Below are 15900 nucleotides of genomic sequence, written 5' to 3'. Positions count from 1 at the left end.
CGCGTGCTCCTAGTTAGTCGTCTCGACCGGGAAACCTTCGGCCTGCATTTTCTTCAGCACATCCTGCCAGCGCGACAGGCGTTTGGTGTCGCCGACCTTCTTGTTGCCCTTGGCGCCCGGCAAATACAGACCTTCGGCATTGAAAGAGTAGACCGGCAGCAGATCGGTCCGCTGCGACGCCGGCTGGATCGGATCAATCAGGCTGTCGAGCACCAGCGGCATGGCATCGGGGGTCGCATAGTACGTCAACACCATGTGCGCGCGGTTCTGGCGCAATGCCTTGACGTAGGTGATGCGCAGCTTGTCACTGGAAACTCCGAGGTGGCGCAGGCTGAAATACTTGGCGATGGCATAGTCTTCGCAGTCGCCAGCGCCCTTCCACAGCGCCTCGATCGGGGTTTCCCAATAATCCACTTCGCGCCACAGATCGATGTCTTCGACATAGCGCACCTGCTTGTTGAAGAACAGATTCACGACTTTGAGCTTGTCCATCTCACTCGCCTGCTTTTGCGTGGCCAGCAGATTCTGCCAGGCATCGATGCGCTGCTGCCCGGCGCCCAGTGGGCCGTAAAGGGCAGATGCCTTGCGGCTGATCGCGGAAAAATCCCAATCGGCGTGCAGACCGCCCAGCATGACGCCGGCCAGCAGCAATGCGCAGCCAAGCCAGCGCAAGGTCCGAGGGATCGCGAAACGTACCGCCACAGCAGGTTTCCAGAAGGACAAGAAGGAAGCGTTTGATGGTGAAGCTTAGTCCGCTAAAAAACAATGGCACCGTGAGATCATCGAAGACGCGCTAGACTCAGCATTGCAGCGCCACGCTCTACCAGGTTTGACAACCCGTAGACCAATCACTAGTGTCATTTGGATCCAAATATTGCGACCTGCAGAGTGTGTCGTCGTGACTCAGAAGCCCAAACCGCTGCACAGCATCAAAGTCGAAGGACCGATTCCTGCGCATCTGGCCCGGTCGGTGATTGAAGAAACCCTGCGCTCGGCCATTCTCGATGGACGCCTGCCCTGCGGTACTGCACTGCGCCAGCAGGATCTGGCCGATCTGTTCGGGGTCAGCCGCATGCCGGTGCGTGAAGCCTTGCGCCAGCTCGAAGCGCAGGAGCTGCTCAGCGTCACCACGCACAAAGGCGCCGTGGTCGCACCGCTGATCCAGGGTGATGCCGCCGAAACCTACGAGTTGCGCATTCTGCTCGAATCCGAGGCATTGCGGCAGTCGGTTCCGTTGCTGACCGACGCCGAGCATCAACTCGCCGCCAGCTATATCGACGAGCTGGAAGCGCAGCACGATTACAACGAAATCGGCCGCCTCAACCGTCTGTTCCACATGGCCCTGTACAGCAAGGCGCCCAACCAGCGACTGCTGCGTCTGGTCGAAGACGGCCTGAATGAAGAAGAACGCTTCCTGCGTTTCAATCTCGAAGCCATGGGCCTGGGCAAGCTGTCTCAGGACGACCATCGCGCCATGCATCAGGCCGTGGCCGAACGGGACATCCCGCGTTCAATCGAACTGCTGGAGCAACACCTCAACCGTGGCGTCGAGGTGATCACCCGCTACCTCGCGACTTCCGCTGCGCAGAAGCGCCATACCGCACGCTGATATCCCAAAGTTCGAATAATCCCCTTACAAATCTTCGCGCCCGCTCTGCCGCCCGCTCTGGCAGCGGATCGGCCTGCGCGCGACTGCCCGCCTCGCCCTGCCCCACGCATTGTTCCTCCATGCCAATGACCAATCGGTAATAGCCGTAACGGCAATTTACCCGCACTCTTCCAGCGCCAAACCCTATAGAACGGAGACACGCCGCCCTGACGGCAAAGTCCCCGCAACAGGAACCTACGGAAGGAGCCTTGTCACGGGAAACAGGAAGTAATGGCGCCGGTCCCGGCCAACTTTCGCCCCCTTTGAATTCAATCAATCCCCTTGTTTAAAAGTTGCTTCGAGTGAGGCATTCACTCTCCCCTTCAATTTTGGCCCCTATTAGCCGAAAGGAGCAACTTCGCCCAAATAAAACTTGCCAAGAAAGTTTTATCGGTAACTTTCATATCTATAAAACAGCCAACTTTTAATAACTGAAAAATAACTTGTTAATTGCATTTGCCCTGTATTAGCTTTCTCTCGCCAGGTTTGAGATTCGTTGTCCAGCCCGGCACACCTCACGCAGCAAACATGGCGCCGCAACAGCGCATTACCCGAACAACTTCTGCCGAACTTGCTCGACAGTTTGCAGCAGCGGAAAGAACCGTGGACTTCATATCAATGATAAAGGACATCATGATGCCTATTAAGCAGCAACTCGCCCTGAAGAAAGCCGAACTGAGTATTCACCCGATCTTTTCCGAGATTACTTCGTTATCGGTATTACGCCGTTTCATGGAAACCCATGTATTTGCCGTTTGGGACTTCATGTCGCTGACCAAACGCCTGCAACAGGAACTGACCTGCACGCGGTTACCCTGGTTGCCGCCGCGCGATCCTCATGCGGCGCGGTTGATCAACGAGATCGTGCTGGGCGAGGAATCGGATGATCGCCTCGATGTCGGCCATTACAGCCACTTCGAGTTGTACCTGGATGCGATGCGCGAAATCGGCGCGAGCACCACGGCGGTGGAGCGTTTCGTCACGTTGCAGCAGGAAGGCGCGAGTTATGACGTGGCGCTGCAAAGCGTCGATGTCGACCCGGCGGCGGCGCAGTTTGTCCGCGATACCTTGCGCATTGCCCTCGAGGCGCCGGGACACAGCGTCGCCGCCGCGTTTCTGCACGGTCGCGAAAGCGTTATCCCGACCATGTTCCAGCGCATCCTTGACGATTGGGGCATCGGCATCGAACAGGCACCGACCTTTCGCTACTACCTGCAACGGCACATCGAAGTCGATTCCGAAGACCACGGCCCCGCCGCCGAACAATTGCTGCAACGGCTGGTGGACGGCGATCCGCAGCGCGAAGCTGAAGTCTATGCCAGCGCCATCGCCGCCGTGGAAAGCCGCATCGCCCTGTGGAACGGGCTGCGCCTGAGCATGGGCGCAGAAGTTGCCGAGGTGGCCCAATGAACGCCGCCGACTATCAATCCTTCGCCGAGGCCTGGGAAAGCCGCGCGACCATCCGTACCCGTCCCCGGCGGTTGCTCGAAGACGATCAGCGACTGATCTACCCGCTGAGCCGCCAGCCGCTGGTGCTCAGCGAAACCTTCCAGCGTGAATGCCCGCAGCAACGTGACTTCGCCCTGGTGCAGACGTTGTACAAATTCATCAACGACGTAGTGATATTCGAAACCGAAATCGTCGACAAGACCGCCCGCAGCATTGCCAAGAATCGCTTCGCCGTGGCCTTCCCGTTCGCCTGTCGCTACGACGCGATGACGGTCGTGGTCGATGAGGATTACCACGCGCTGGTGGCCATGGATTTCATGCAGCAAACCGTCGCGCTGACCGGTATCGAACCGATCCCGTTGCCCGACGAAATCGAACTGAGCCGGGCGATTCCTGCCGCCGTCGCACTAGCGCCGGAGCACCTGCGCAGCGCGGTGGAATTGATCTGCGTGGCGATCGCCGAAAACACCGTGACCGGCGACGTTGCAGCGTTCGCTCGCGACGATTCGGTCAAGCCGTCGATCAAGGGCCTGATGGCCGACCACTTGCTCGACGAGGGTCGCCACTCGAGTTTCTGGGCGCGGATGGTGCGCATCTATTGGCACACCGCCAACGACGCGGATCGCCAGACCATTGCGCAGATTCTGCCGGTGTTCATCGGCCATTACCTGACCAACGACATCCAGAAGTCTTTCGATTTGCGCCTGATCGAGGCTCTGCCGGTCAGCGAAACCACGCGGCGCTCACTGCGCGAGGAGATCGCTGGATTGGCCTTCCCGATCAATCGCCATCACCCGCTGGTGGGCAACATCGTCAGGTTTTTCCACAACAGCGCGCTGCTCGACGCACCGTGCGTGCAGCACGCCTTGCGCGACTACCTGGCTTGAGGAGGCCGACATGAGACGTCTCGACATTTTGCTCACCGGCGCCAGCCAGGCGATGACCGACCTGGCCGGGGAACTCGAACAACACGGCCATGCAGTGTCCCGCAGCGGTGCGACACGAGCGGCGATGGATCTGATCATCGACGATGGTTTTATCGCTGCCGGCGACCTCTGCGCCATTCCACACTTGCACCTGCGCCTGGGTGTCGCCGCGCAAGACCATGGCGGCCTGCCGACCCTCGATCTGTTGTGCTTCCTCGGCTCGTCGCTGATCAGCCGCACACCGATCGGCGATGAGCCGTCCGGCAACGGCCAGTCCTTACGCCAGCGAACGCTCGCCCATGTGGTCGACGAAGTGGCTTTGCTGGTCAGCCGCTTTTCCCGCGATGGCGACTATTTGCGCCATGCCCCGGCACTGATCGCGCCGGATTTCGAACGGCTGGAAGATTTGCTGTTTCTCGACAAGCTGGCTTACGTCCACCGCCTCAACGACACGGCGAACCCGGCGCTGCTGCAACAAGCGCAGACCCCGTTGATCGAGCGCCTGCAACAGAGCCTGACCGAGCATGCCGCACGACCGGCACTGCACCTCGGCGGGCAGTCCGTCAGCTACCGCCAGCTGCACGCCCACAGCCGCGCGATTCAGCAGCGACTGCTGCCCTTGCTTGAGCAACATCCGCAGCCGTGGGTGATCGGTGTCTGCCAAAGCAAAAGCCCGGCGCTGTTCGCTTCGATTCTGGCGATTCTCGGCAGCGGCGCGGTGTACTTGCCGCTGGAGCCGAGTCATCCGCTGCAACGGCAGCAATTCATCCTGGAAAACGCCGGCGCTGTTGTGCTGCTCCACGATGGCCAGCAGGCGCTCGGCGAATCGATAGCGGGACTGGATGTCAGTGGCATTGAGGCCACGGACACCGCCCTCGATCAACCGCTGATGCTGCACCGCTCGGAACTCGACGCGCCGTGCATGGCGCTTTACACCTCGGGCACCACCGGGCATCCGAAAGGCGTGCTGCTGAGCCAGGCCAACCTCGCCCACTTCACCGCGTGGTACGCCGACTACGTGCAGTTGCGCGCCGAGAGTCGGGTGTTGCAGTTCTCGTCGCTGAGCTTCGATTCATCGCTGATCGACATCTTCCCCAGTCTGCTCGCCGGCGCTGAACTGGTGGTGCCCGACGACACCCAGCGCCGCGATCCTTTGCAATTGGTTGCGCTGATTCGCCGTCGGCAACTGACCCACGCCTTCCTGCCGCCGGCGCTGTTGAGCATCCTGGCGCTGGAGCAACTGGAGGGCGTGCAGGTGATGACCGGCGGTGATGTCTGCGAGCCGTTCGTCATCGAGCAACTGACCCGTCAAGGCACCCTGCACAACCTCTACGGCCCGACCGAAGCCACCGTGCTGATCACCGCGCGCCAGCTCAAACCGGGCGACAGCAACCGCACGCTGGGAGGGCCGATCGCCAACAGTCAGGTGCTGATTCTCGACGATGATCTGCAACCGGTGCCCGATCAAACCGTCGGCGAATTATTCATCGTCGGACCCGGTGTCTGCCTCGGCTACCTGAACAATCGGCAGCTGACCGCCGAGCGTTATCTGACCCTGTCGCTGCCCGGCGGCGAGACCTTGCGCGCCTACCGCAGCGGCGACATGGCCAGGTGGGGCGAGCACGGTATCGAACTGTGCGGGCGGCGCGACAATCAGGTGAAAATCCGTGGCTTTCGCGTCGAGCCGGAAGAGATCGAACGCTGCCTGCGCGAGAGCCGCTTGTACCGGCAGATCGCCGTGGTCATCGACAGTCAGCGACGCATTCTGGCGTTCCTCGCCCAGCCACAGACCGAGACTGCCCGAGACGAACTGAGAGACCACGCCCGGCAGTTTCTGCCGGACTACATGCAACCCGTGGCATGGACCGAACTGGCGCAGATGCCGTTCGCCAGCAACGGCAAAATCGATCGCAAGGCGCTGTTGGCACTGCCGGTGACGGTGCAGGACAGCGCTGCGAAATGCCTGCCGGCGAACGCCGACGAAGCACTGCTGCTGGAGATCTGGGCCGAGTTGCTGGATCTGCCGACCAATGAAATTTCCACCGACGAAAGCTTCTTCAATCTCGGCGGCCATTCGATTCTGCTGTCGCGGATGTTGCTGCGCTTGCGTGAGGAATTCGGCCGGAGCATTTCGATCAACCGCTTCATCGAACAGCCGACGATCAGCAAACTGGCGACGCTGGTGCGCGGCACCGATGACAGCGCCGTGCTCAGCGCCCAGGCCATGGTCGACGCCGAGCGCGCGCTGGACATCGAAGCGCTGCCGATCAGCCGCATGGGTGATGTGCACAAGGTCATCGTCACCGGTGCCAACAGTTTTGTCGGCGTGCACATCGTCCAGGCGCTGCTCGGTTGGGGCGCCAGCGAGGTGGCCTGCCTGGTGCGCGCCGGCGGCGGGCAAACGGCGGCGCAACGCTTCGCTCAGGCATTGCGTGAAAACCGTCTGGAGCACCTGGATTTCAGCCGGGTGCGAGTCTACGCGGCGGACATCAGTCAACCGCAACTGGGCCTCACTGATGACGATTATCAGCGCCTGGATCGCGAGTTCGGCGCGCTGGTGCACAACGCCGCCAACGTCAACCACGTACTCGATTACGAGTCGCTGGCAGCGGACAACGTCGAGCCGATCTTTGCACTGCTCAAACTGTGCGAAGGGCAACGCAAGAAGGTCTTCAACTTCGTCTCGACTCTATCGGCATCCAGCACCGTGGACGCCGCCGGTCGAGTGCTTGAGCTGCCCGCCGCCACGACGCCGCCGATCTACATTCGCAACGGCTACAACCTGTCGAAGTGGGTCGGCGAACGCCTCCTCGAACGGGCGCGCGAACGCGGTGTGCGGGTCAATCTGTATCGCCCCGGCAACATAAGTTTCAACAGCCTCAGCGGCGTTTGTCAGCCGCACAAAAACCGTTTGATGCTGATGCTCAAAGGCTCGATCCAGCTCGGTCAGGTGCCAGCCTTTGCGCTGAATTTCGACCTGATGCCGGTGGACTTTCTCGCCCGCTTCATCGCCTTCCATGCCAGCCGTTATTCGCCGGAACGAGCGGTGTTCAACCTGCACAACCCCGAGCCGCTGAGCTGGGATGCCTACGTCGCTTCGTTCCGCGAAACCGGTAGCGAGTTTTCGCTGGTCAGCGTTGCCCACTGGCAACAGCAACTGAATCGGGTCGACGCTGACAACGCGCTGTTCGGCGTGCTCGGTTTCTACCTCAACGGCTTTGAAGAAGACATCGGCGACATCTCCCTGATCGGCCACGCCAACGCTGCGGCCGGCGTGCAGCAGATGGGCGCGCACTACCCGCAAAAATCCCCGGCGCTGCTACGTCGCGGCTGCGACTACCTGAAAGAAATCAACTTCATCTGACTCATCAACAAGGAGCCACACCATGAGCAATCTGCAACCCGACACCTTGATCAAAAATCCGCAAGGCTGCCACGTTGTGTCGTCGGTCGACGTGCCGGCGGATGCGGCAAAAGTCTGGGCCGTAGTGGGCGATTTCGCCGGCTTCGATCGCTTCATTCCGGCGCTGTCGCACACCGAAATGACCGGCGAAGGCGTGTCCTCGCTGCGCAAGAAAATCTTCAAGGACGGCAACGTCGTGGTCGAGCAGCTCAACGCCCGCGATGAACAGGCGCGACGCATGACCTGGACGACGATTTACAACACGTTGGGGGTGGCGAACCTGTGGGCGGCGATGCAGGTGGAATGGCTGAGTGAAGGGAAATCCCGGGCGACCTGGACGATCATCGCTGAACCCGTTACGGGCGGGGAAGGGGCGTTGCCGGGGTTCAAGGATTTTGTGCAGGGGTTTGCCGATGAAGCGATGGGCAATGTGCTGAAGCTGTTTGTCTAAGGCTTCGGCTTTGCGGTGATTGTCAGACCGCTTTCGCGAGCAGGCTCGCTCCCACAGGGAAATGCATTCCAACTGTGGGAGCGAGCCTGCTCGCGAAGAACGATAACGCGGTCTCCAATCTGAAAATCAGATTTTGAAGCTGTCGACCAACTGCTTCAACCGGTTCGCCTGCTGCGACAACGCGTCACAATCCTTCAACGTTTCGTTGAGGTTGGCCACGCTCTGCTGGTTCAACAGGTTGATCTGGTTGACGTCGACATTGAGGGTTTCCACCACCGCAGTCTGCTCTTCAGTCGCAGCGGCAACCGACTGGTTCATGCCATCGATTTCGCCAATGCGCCGGGTCACGCTGACCAGACGCAAACCGGCCTGATTCGCCACTTCCACACTTTGCTCGCTGGACGCCTGGCTGGCGTTCATCGTGCTGACTGCTTCACGCGAACCGACCTGCAGCGAGGTGATCATCTTGTGGATTTCCTCCGCCGATTCCTGGGTGCGATGGGCGAGGTTGCGTACCTCATCGGCGACCACAGCAAAACCGCGTCCGGCTTCACCGGCACGCGCGGCCTCGATGGCAGCGTTGAGCGCCAGCAAGTTGGTCTGCTGCGAGATGCCTTTGATCACATCGAGAATGTGGCCGATGTTGTCGGTGCTGGCGTTCAAGGTCTCGATTTGCGTGCACGACAGGCTGATCTTCTGCGACAGCTCGGTCATCGCCTGAATGGTTTGCTCAACCACCTGCCGTCCGTCGTCTGCCTGCTCGGAAGCACCGCTGGCATGCTGCGAAGCGTCCGCCGCGTTGCGCGCGATCTCCTGAGTGGCGGCGCCCAATTCGTTGATCGCTGCAGCGACACTGTTGGTGCGCGCACTTTGCTCGTCGGAACCGATGATCGAAGCGTTGGATGAAGCCATCACACGTTGTGACAAGTCATGGACGTGGCGGGTCGCCGAAGACACTTCGGAAATCGAAGCGTGAATGCGCTCGACAAACTGGTTGAACGCACTGCCCAACTCACCGAATTCATCTTTGCTCTCGACTTCCAGACGCCGGGTCAGATCGCCCTCGCCCTGAGCGATGTCTTTCATCGCGCGCCCCATGGTGGTCAGCGGACGCATCAACACATTGATCAACAGGCTAAGCAGCAACGCAATCGCCGAGACCGCGACGAACATGGCGATCAGCGCCGAAGTGCGGAATTGGCTCAGTGCGGCGTAGGCCTTGTCGCGATCGATCGACAGACCGATGTACCACTGCGCATTCGGCAGATCGCTGACCGGCGTGAACGAAAGAATGCGCTCCTGGCCGTTGAGCACGACGTTCTGGTTGCCCTTCTCAATGCGCACGCTGGTGTTCGGGTAAATGTCCTTGAGGTTTTTCATCACCTGGTCTTTGTCCGGGCTGACGATCACTTGGCCGTCACCGCTGACCAGAAACGCATGGCCGAGGCCACCGAAGTCCACCGAGTTGATGATCTTTACCAGGGTTTCCAGACTCAGGTCGCCGCCGACCACACCGAGCAGTTCACCGTCCTTCTTCACCGGCATGGCGATGGTCACCACCAGGCCACCGACCGCCGCCATGTACGGCGGCGTCAGCATGGTTTTGTCGGCGGCCACTGCCTGCTTGTACCAAGGACGCTGACGCGGATCGTAACCGTCCGGCATCTTGGCATCGGGGCGCTGGGTGAAGACACCGTTGGCCTGCCCGACGTAGGTGAACTGAAAATTCGACGTGAACGCCGGCTGATCCACCAGCCCGGGGAAATCGGCGTTCCTGCCTTGATGGGCAACGTTTTGCGCGAGGTTTTCCAGCACCAGAATCCGCCCGCTCATCCAGTTCTGCACACTGCTGGCGGTGAGGTCACCGGCCTGCTGCACGGAGGACTGCAGGTTCTGGCGAATGGTGTTTCGCTGCAGATAGTCGTTGTAGAGCGTGAACAACGCGAACGCCAGGACGACGACGCCCGAAGCGGCCAGGAGAATTTTATGGCTGAACTTGAGATTCATTTCAGAGGACTTCTTATGCCAAAAGTGGGGATGCGTTCCGATGCAACATTCCATGTACAGCGCAGGCAGCGTTCTTCTGGCCGCTCTACTTTGGTGCACGCATTTCTCACCAGTCTGTCGGCCAGCGGCGGAGAAATCTTAGGGCCGCGTAAGAAATGAACGCGTTTTGTAGAGGATTCCCGCCGAACGGCGTGCCAGAGCGGCTGCGACCAAATATTTCCTACCTGCACCGGAGCGACAGTTGCAAAATCGGTGACCCTTGATGACAATGCGACTAATTATCATTTGTGACGTTCGGGCTGGCGTGTCATGTCTTCACCTGAGTTGGTCGTACAGGCGCTTTACGGTAGTCACCACGGCTGGCTCAACGCCTGGCTGCGCGCAAGGCTGGGCAACGCGGCGGATGCTGCTGATCTGGCGCAGGACACTTTCCTGCGACTTCTGCAACGCACCGAACGCCTCGAACTGAAAGCGCCCCGCGCTTTCCTGCGGACCATCGCGCGCGGCCTGGTGATCGATCATTGGCGCCGCGAGGAAATCGAGCGGGCTTATCTGGAAACGATTGCGCATTTACCCGAAGGCGAAGTTCCTGACGCCGAATCGCGAGCGTTGGTGCTGGAACTGCTGGAGAGCATCGCGCGCATGCTTGAGGGATTGAAGCCGAAAGTGCGTCAGGCGTTTCTCTTGGCGCAGTGCGAAGGGTTAACGCACAAACAGATCGCCGATCAACTGGCCATATCAGTACGCTCCGTGGAACGCTACGTCGCCGATGCGCTGTATCACTGTTACGTGTTGCGGTACGAAAGCTGATGCCTGTGGATAACCTAACGCTCGGTCGCCGTGTCGAACCACGACAACAAGTGGTCAGGCAAGCGATTCACTGGCTGCTGCGGCTGCGCAACAATCACGGCAACCCCCGGCTTACTCACCAATGCGAGCAGTGGCGCGCCGAGCACCACGAGCACGAACTGGCTTGGCAGCGGGTGCAGTCGCTGCAAGCCGAATTGAGCAGTAACCTGCGCGCCGTGCCGGGTGCGCAGGTCGCTTTCAACACCCTGGAAAACAGTGCACAGCGATTGCACCGTCGCCAAGCCATAAAGCTGCTGTCCGGCGCACTGTTGATAGGGTCCGCCGCGTGGCTGGCCAAGGACTCGGCTGCCTGGCAGCAATGGAGCGCCGACTACGCGACGGCGACCGGCGAACGGCGCGGTTTCCAGTTGCCCGACGGCACGCGGATCGAACTCAACACCGCCAGCGCCGTTGACCTGCATTACACCGCGCAGCAGCGCCTGATCAAACTGACTCGCGGCGAGATCATCGTTACCTGCGGCGGCTCGGACGAAGGCGCGGCGACCGATCGACCACTGCGCGTTCAGAATCGTCACGGGATTTATGAGCCATTCGATGCGCGTTTCATTCTGCGCCAGGACGATCAGTGCACGCGGCTCAGCGTCACGCGTGGCCGGGTTGTCGTTCACGCTGGCGGTCATTCGCTCGAAGCGATCGCCGGGCAGAGTTTCCTCGTTGATCCAACGGGCTTGCGCGCAGCGCCGCCGGCGGACATGGATGCGGGCGCCTGGCTCGACGGCTTGATTGTCACGCGCAATATGCGGCTGGGCGACTTCCTTGTCGAAGTCGCCCGCTATCGCCCGGGTTTGCTCAATTGTGCGGCGAATATCGCAGACTTGCGCCTCTCTGGAGTGTTCCGTCTGGAGGACACCGACAGGCTGCTGGCAGTCCTGCCGCAGACGCTACCGGTGCAACTGCGCTATCGCACTCGCTGGTGGGTGACGCTCGAGCGCGCGGTGTGAAATTTTTTGGCGGGTTTTTCCAGGCAGTCCGGCTTAGTCAGTAAGCACTTCAACTCAGCCTTCGCGACTGCCTACGGAAAACCACAATGACTGTCCGCGCCATTTGTAAGAATTCTCTGAATTTCACTGCCGAATCGGCACCGCTACGCCAAGCAGTTCGGGCGGCACTGCTGTCCACCGCGTTGGGCGTCAGCGTATTACCAAACCTGAGTCTGGCCGCCAGCACTGCCGACACTGAGATCAGCCACCGCTACAACATCGCGGCCGGGCCATTGGCTGAGGCATTGAATCAATTTGCCCGGCAGGCCGGCATCACTTTGGCGATGACGCCGCAACAGACACAAGGTCAGCAATCCCCGGGCGTACAAGGTGAATATTCAACCGATCAGGCCTTGAGCCATTTGCTCGGGGGCTCCGGACTGCAAGCCGTCAGCCAGGACGGCAGCAGTTACATCCTGCGTCCAGTTGCCGAAAGCGAAGCACTGGCCTTGCCGACCACCGACATCAAAGGCTTCGCCCTCGGCAACGCGCTGGGAAGTATGGCCGGCTACAACGCCACGCACAGCCAGATCGCCACCAAGACCAGTACCGCGCTGCTGGAAACTTCGCAAAGCGTGTCCGTGGTCACACGCGAGCAAATGGATGACCAAGGCTCGCAAACCGTCTCGCAAGCGATGCGCTACACCCCGGGCGTGCTGACCAACCCGTATGGCGCCACGCACCGTTACGACTACGTGGCGATGCGCGGTTTCAACGACGGCTCGGTGGACAACATCTACCTCGACGGCCTCAAGTCGATGGGTGACAGCGGCACCTACAGCACGATGCAGGTCGATCCGTATTTCCTCGAACGCGTGGACATTCTCAAAGGCCCGTCATCCGTGCTCTACGGTCGCAGCTCGCCCGGCGGTCTGGTCGCGCTGACCAGCAAAAAGCCGTTGTACGAGGCCTACCATCAGGTACAGGCCACAGTGGGCACACAAGGCCAGCGTGGGGTTGGTTTTGACTTCAGCGGCCCGGTCGATGACGACAAGCGTATTGCCTATCGTCTGACCGGATTGAGCGATCAGTCCGACACGCAGTTCGACCACAACAAGGAAAAACGCTTCGCCCTCGCGCCGACGTTGAGCATCGATTTCAGTGAAGATACCTCGCTGACCCTGCAGGCCTATCTGCAACACGATCCGGACGGCGGCTACCACGGCGGTGTTCCGGCGGACGGCACGATCCATCAGCGCAATGGCGACCGCATCTCGCCGCGATTCTTCGAGGGCGAGCCGGGGGTCGACGGCTACTCCCGTGACCAGCAATCGTTCGGCTATCAGTTCGAACATCGCTTCAACGACGTCTTCACGGCACGGCAGAACTTCCGTTATCTCGATTCCAAAGTGAACATGGATCAGGTCTACGCCTATGGCTGGACCACCCCGACCAGCAATGAACTGAACCGTTATTACACCGGCGGTGATGAGCGCCTGCATGCGTTCATCGTCGACAACATGCTGCAGGCCGAATTCTTCACCGGCGCGACCAGGCACACAGTCCTGATGGGCGCGGATTATCAACGGCGCAAAACCGTGGTCGACTGGACCAGCGGTGGCCTCGCGCCGATTAATGCGTTCAATCCGGTGTACGGCAACTCGGCGATCGAGATGTACGGCGAGACCAGCTATCTGCGTCGTCTGGAGCAGACTGGCGTGTACCTGCAAGACCTGATCGAGATGGACAAATGGCGCTTCTCGCTGGGCCTGCGTCAGGATTGGGTCGAGACATCCGACGAAAACCGCATCGCCGAAGCCGGGCGTCCTGTCGGTACAGAGATCAATGATCGACGCACCAAACTCACTGGGCGCGCCGGCGCGCTGTACTTGTTCGATAACGGTCTGGCGCCGTATATCAGCTACTCCGAGTCATTCAACCCGAACTCTTATGCCGACAGCGCCGGCAACCCACTCGCTCCCACCGATGGCACGCAGTGGGAAGTTGGTTTGAAGTATCAGCCGCCGGGGACCGACAACCTGTTCACCGCCTCGCTGTTCCGTATCGACCAGGAGAATCTCGCGACCAAACTGCCGCAGGAGAACTTTTATCGCGCGGTCGGCGCCGTGCGCTCGCAAGGTCTGGAGCTGGAAGCGCACATGCAACTGACCGACAACTTCAAAGTGCTCGGCAGTTACACCTTCACTGATATCGAATACTCCAAATCAATGATCAGCACCTTGAGCACGCCGGCCGATGTAATCGAGAACAAAGGCAACTCACCGACTCAGGCGCCTCGACACATGGCCTCACTGTGGGCCGATTACAATTTCGACACTGCTGCACTCGATGGGCTGCGATTGGGCGGTGGGGTGCGCTATGTCGGCTACAGCTGGGCCGATGCCGAGAACACGATGAAGGTGCCGTCTTACACGTTGTTCGACGCCTCGATTGGTTATGACTTGGGCAAGGTTGGCTTGAAAGGTGTGGATATACGGCTCAATGCAAACAACCTGACCAATGAGTCCTATGTCGCGTCCTGCGCCAGTCTGAACTTCTGCTACATGGGCGAAGAACGCAACGTAGCGGCGACCGTCAGCTATCAGTTCTAAAGCTATGTCCTGTGCATAAAAAAGCCAGCCCCTGGTGTCAGGGGCTGGCTTTGTCGTTTCTTTGGGGTCTTTTGTATGCGCGCATTTCTGGTTTTGTTGCATCGTTATATTGGCTTGGCCACTGCGGTGTTTCTGTTGCTGGCGGGCCTTACAGGCAGTGTGTTGGCGTTCAATCACGAACTGGATGAATGGCTGAATCCGCAATTCTACGAGGCGACATCAGTGGGTGAGCGCCTGCCACCCGGTGCGTTAGTGGATGCGGTGCAGTCTGCCCATCCGAAACTGCAAGTCTGGTACATGGAGTATCCGCATGAGACGGGGCATACGGCGCTGCTGGCGGCCGTTCCGCGTAACGATCCAGCGACGGGGCAGCCGTTTGATGAGCGCAATCAGGTGTTCTATCTGGACCCGGTGAGTGCGGAGCAGAAAGGCGCTCGTTACTGGGGCGAGTGCTGTTTTCAACGGGAGAACTTCATCCCGTTCATTCTGGAGTTTCACTACAACCTGGCGCTGCCCGGTAACTGGGGATTGCTGTTGATGGGCCTAGTGGCCATCGCGTGGGTAATCGACTGCTTTGTCGCGTTGTGGCTGACCTTACCGCGCGGCAATCCATTCTGGAAGAAATGGGCTGTTGCGTGGAAAGTGAAAGGCGGGCATGCGTACCGCTTGAACTACGACCTGCATCGCGCAGGTGGATTGTGGCTGTGGCTACTGCTATTACCGATCGCGGTCAGCAGCGTGGCAATGAACTTGCCGAGCCAAGTGTTCAAACCTGCTGTGTCGCTGTTTTCGCCTATCGAGCCAAGCGTTTATGAAGCCAGAGGACGAATGCCCGCCGATGAACTGGGGACGACACAGTTAAGTTATCAACAGGCGTACGAGAGGGCATTGCAGGAAGGGAAACGGTTAGGTCTGACGGCGGCAATCGGCGAGTTGTATTACAGCTTCGAGTACAACTTTTACGGTGCAGGTTTTGGACAGCACGATACGGACGCACATGGCAAATCCTGGTTGTTCTTTCACGGTACCGACGGACATTTATTAGGACAGGAAATCGCGGGACAGGGCACATTGGGAGAGCAGTTCTATCGGCTTCAGTTGCCGATACATGGGGGGAGGATCATCGGCGTGACAGGGCAGATAATGATCGCAGTATTAGGAGTATTGATTGCAGGGTTGTCAGGAACGGGCGTTTATATATGGTGGCGCAAGCGGCAGGCAAGACGCAGCAGCAAGCCTCGTAGAGCAGCTTGAGCTTGTGTAAGCGCTTGAATGACAAAACCCCTGTCTGCGTGAGCAGACAGGGGTTTCGGAATTCAATCTTGACGATGACCTACTCTCACATGAGGAAACCCCACACTACCATCGGCGATACATCGTTTCACTGCTGAGTTCGGGATGGGATCAGGTGGTTCCAATGTTCTATGGTCGTCAAGAAATTCTTTATCTGGCCCGTCAACACGGTAACAAGCCAGCAAAAACAGGAACTTCTACTAAAACAAAACCCCAACTGCTTACGCAATTGGGGTTTCGGAATTTAATCTTGACGATGACCTACTCTCACATGGGGAAACCCCACACTACCATCGGCGATGCATCGTTTCACTGCTGAGT

The 15900-nt window shown here is 59.5% G+C and carries 12 protein-coding genes, 1 rRNA gene and 1 pseudogene; 10 read left to right on the top strand and 4 right to left on the bottom strand.

Annotation, left to right across the window (positions count from 1 at the left end):
• Positions 1–9: 9 nt before the first annotated feature.
• Entirely contained in the window at positions 10–702 is a 693-nt protein-coding gene (gene lapG / locus ACP7D9_RS15310; RefSeq protein ID WP_101158980.1) for a cysteine protease LapG, read from the bottom strand.
• Positions 703–898: 196 nt separating this feature from the next.
• On the opposite strand from lapG, the gene ACP7D9_RS15305 reads away from it, so the two are divergent.
• From ACP7D9_RS15305 to ACP7D9_RS15285, 5 genes are all read left to right on the top strand, one after another.
• Entirely contained in the window at positions 899–1609 is a 711-nt protein-coding gene (locus tag ACP7D9_RS15305) for a GntR family transcriptional regulator (protein ID WP_426158364.1), read from the top strand.
• Positions 1610–2284: 675 nt separating this feature from the next.
• Positions 2285–3058: a DUF3050 domain-containing protein gene (locus tag ACP7D9_RS15300; RefSeq protein WP_426158362.1), complete on the top strand. Its 774-nt coding sequence runs from the start codon at positions 2285–2287 to the stop codon at positions 3056–3058.
• Positions 3055–3984 (top strand): diiron oxygenase, encoded by a 930-nt coding sequence (locus ACP7D9_RS15295; protein WP_426158360.1) that lies wholly within the window; start codon positions 3055–3057, stop codon positions 3982–3984. Before ACP7D9_RS15300 ends, ACP7D9_RS15295 begins: the two co-directional genes overlap by 4 nt.
• Positions 3985–3994: 10 nt before the next feature.
• Positions 3995–7387: an amino acid adenylation domain-containing protein gene (locus ACP7D9_RS15290; protein WP_426158358.1), complete on the top strand. Its 3393-nt coding sequence runs from the start codon at positions 3995–3997 to the stop codon at positions 7385–7387.
• Positions 7388–7409: 22 nt separating this feature from the next.
• Positions 7410–7877, top strand: coding sequence for an SRPBCC family protein (locus ACP7D9_RS15285; protein WP_426158356.1), 468 nt, complete (start codon positions 7410–7412; stop codon positions 7875–7877).
• Between the two features lie 126 nt (positions 7878–8003).
• Here ACP7D9_RS15285 and ACP7D9_RS15280 read toward each other — a convergent pair whose 3' ends face one another.
• Together ACP7D9_RS15280 and ACP7D9_RS15275 are read right to left on the bottom strand one after the other, a co-directional pair.
• Positions 8004–8789 (bottom strand): methyl-accepting chemotaxis protein, encoded by a 786-nt coding sequence (locus ACP7D9_RS15280; protein WP_397478606.1) that lies wholly within the window; start codon positions 8787–8789, stop codon positions 8004–8006.
• Positions 8790–8858: 69 nt separating this feature from the next.
• A pseudogene (locus ACP7D9_RS15275) lies at positions 8859–9884 on the bottom strand (HAMP domain-containing protein); the annotation flags it as partial.
• Here ACP7D9_RS15275 and ACP7D9_RS15270 point away from each other — a divergent pair.
• From ACP7D9_RS15270 to ACP7D9_RS15250, 5 genes are all read left to right on the top strand, one after another.
• Complete coding sequence (locus ACP7D9_RS15270) at positions 9864–10043, top strand: hypothetical protein (protein WP_157830888.1); 180 nt, start codon at positions 9864–9866, stop codon at positions 10041–10043. The pseudogene ACP7D9_RS15275 and the gene ACP7D9_RS15270 overlap by 21 nt on opposite strands.
• 150 nt (positions 10044–10193) lie before the next feature.
• Positions 10194–10694 carry a sigma-70 family RNA polymerase sigma factor gene (locus tag ACP7D9_RS15265; RefSeq protein WP_312998373.1) on the top strand — a complete coding sequence of 167 codons (501 nt, stop codon included), beginning with the start codon at positions 10194–10196 and terminating at the stop codon, positions 10692–10694.
• Positions 10694–11695: a FecR domain-containing protein gene (locus ACP7D9_RS15260; RefSeq protein WP_426158353.1), complete on the top strand. Its 1002-nt coding sequence runs from the start codon at positions 10694–10696 to the stop codon at positions 11693–11695. Before ACP7D9_RS15265 ends, ACP7D9_RS15260 begins: the two co-directional genes overlap by 1 nt.
• An 86-nt stretch (positions 11696–11781) precedes the next feature.
• Positions 11782–14286: a TonB-dependent siderophore receptor gene (locus tag ACP7D9_RS15255; RefSeq protein WP_426158351.1), complete on the top strand. Its 2505-nt coding sequence runs from the start codon at positions 11782–11784 to the stop codon at positions 14284–14286.
• Between the two features lie 75 nt (positions 14287–14361).
• On the top strand, positions 14362–15540 hold the full coding sequence (locus tag ACP7D9_RS15250) for a PepSY-associated TM helix domain-containing protein (protein ID WP_426158349.1): 1179 nt from the start codon (positions 14362–14364) through the stop codon (positions 15538–15540).
• 66 nt (positions 15541–15606) lie between these two features.
• Here the strand turns inward: ACP7D9_RS15250 and rrf are convergent.
• Positions 15607–15722: ribosomal RNA gene (rrf, locus tag ACP7D9_RS15245) — 5S ribosomal RNA — on the bottom strand.
• Positions 15723–15900: the final 178 nt, after the last annotated feature.

The organism is Pseudomonas sp. TSRC2-2, assembly GCF_049897785.1.
GTDB lineage: Bacteria > Pseudomonadota > Gammaproteobacteria > Pseudomonadales > Pseudomonadaceae > Aquipseudomonas.
Note: the sequence above shows the minus strand (reverse complement) of the source record. Positions and strands in the feature narration are given on the sequence as shown.